The sequence below is a fragment of the Thermosipho africanus Ob7 genome, assembly GCF_003351105.1.
Classification (GTDB): Bacteria; Thermotogota; Thermotogae; order Thermotogales; family Fervidobacteriaceae; genus Thermosipho; species Thermosipho africanus.
Map to the genome: position 1 here is coordinate 1 of NZ_NKRG01000023.1, position 1,193 is coordinate 1,193.

At 32.8% G+C, this 1,193-nt stretch carries 2 protein-coding genes and 1 pseudogene; all 3 read left to right on the plus strand.

Features of this window, described 5'->3' with window-relative positions:
* Positions 1 to 61: 61 nt before the first annotated feature.
* A complete protein-coding gene (gene tnpA, locus OB7_RS09805; RefSeq protein ID WP_004100532.1) occupies positions 62 to 517 on the plus strand; it encodes an IS200/IS605 family transposase in 456 nt (151 codons plus the stop codon).
* Positions 486 to 563 carry a hypothetical protein gene (locus OB7_RS10240; protein ID WP_373419047.1) on the plus strand — a complete coding sequence of 26 codons (78 nt, stop codon included), beginning with the start codon at positions 486 to 488 and terminating at the stop codon, positions 561 to 563. Before tnpA ends, OB7_RS10240 begins: the two co-directional genes overlap by 32 nt.
* Positions 564 to 612: 49 nt before the next feature.
* Positions 613 to 1,161: pseudogene (locus OB7_RS09810) on the plus strand (RNA-guided endonuclease TnpB family protein); the annotation flags it as partial.
* Between the last annotated feature and the right edge of the window lie 32 nt (positions 1,162 to 1,193).

A 1,193-nucleotide genomic window follows, 5' to 3' on the forward strand; every position in this document is an offset into this window, starting at 1 on the left:
TGCATATTTGTGCATAATATGCTATAAAATCGGTGTTAATATATAATATAGATGTGAAAAAATGTTTCTTGAATCTAATAACCATTCAGTGTTCAAATTGAATTACCATCTTGTTCTTGTAACGAAATACAGACGTTCTGTAATTGATGATAATATATCTGACTTTTTGAAGAAAATTTTTGAATATATTGGCGAGAAATATGGTATTAAATTACAAGAGTGGAATCATGATAAAGACCATATTCATGTGCTGTTTTCTGCACAGCCAAATTCACAGCTATCTAAATTCATAAATGCATATAAAAGCACTTCATCTAGACTAGTAAAAAAGAAATTTCCACAAATAAAAAGTAAGCTTTGGAAATCGGCTTTTTGGTCTAAAAGTTATTGTCTATTAACTGTTGGTGAAGCACCTTTAGAAGTACTTAAAGAATATATAAAGTCTCAAGGGGAAGATAAACGTGCTAGTAACTTACAAATTTCGTATTTATCCTACGAAAGAACAAGAAGAAAATAGGAATAGACTTAGGTATAAAAGATACACTTACTTTGAGTACTGGTGAAAAGTATAGTCTGCCTGACCTTTCTAAATATGAGTAAAAATTAAAGAGATTACATAGACAATTGTCAAGGAAACAAAAAGGGTCAAAGAACAGAGAAAAAACCCGTTTACGTCTTGCAAAAGCATATGAAAAAATAATAAATATCAAAAACGATTGGATTCATAAAGTAACCCACAAGATTGTCAACGAAAACCAAGTTAGCAAGATTGTGGTGGAAGACATTAATATTAACGGTATGATGAAAAACTCCAAACTCTCAAAGTACATACATATGCAATCATGGGGAAAATTCATAACTATACTAACATACAAAGCAAAAAATTTAGGTATAGAAGTAATCAAAGCAAATAGATTTTTCCCGTCAAGTCAAACTTGTAGTGTATGCGGCTATGTTAATAAAGAAGTTAAAGATTTGAAAATAAGAAAATGGGTCTGTCCAATATGCAAAGCAGAGCATGATAGAGATATAAATGCCGCAAAAAATTTAGCCAAATATGGCTTAACAATACGAGTAGGGCGGGAACCGTCCGAATTTACGCCTGTGGACAGTGCTCTGGCGGCGGAACCTGCAAAGGGTCTACGAGCCATCACTGGTTGAAGCAGGAAACCGTGACTTCTATAAGTCATGGT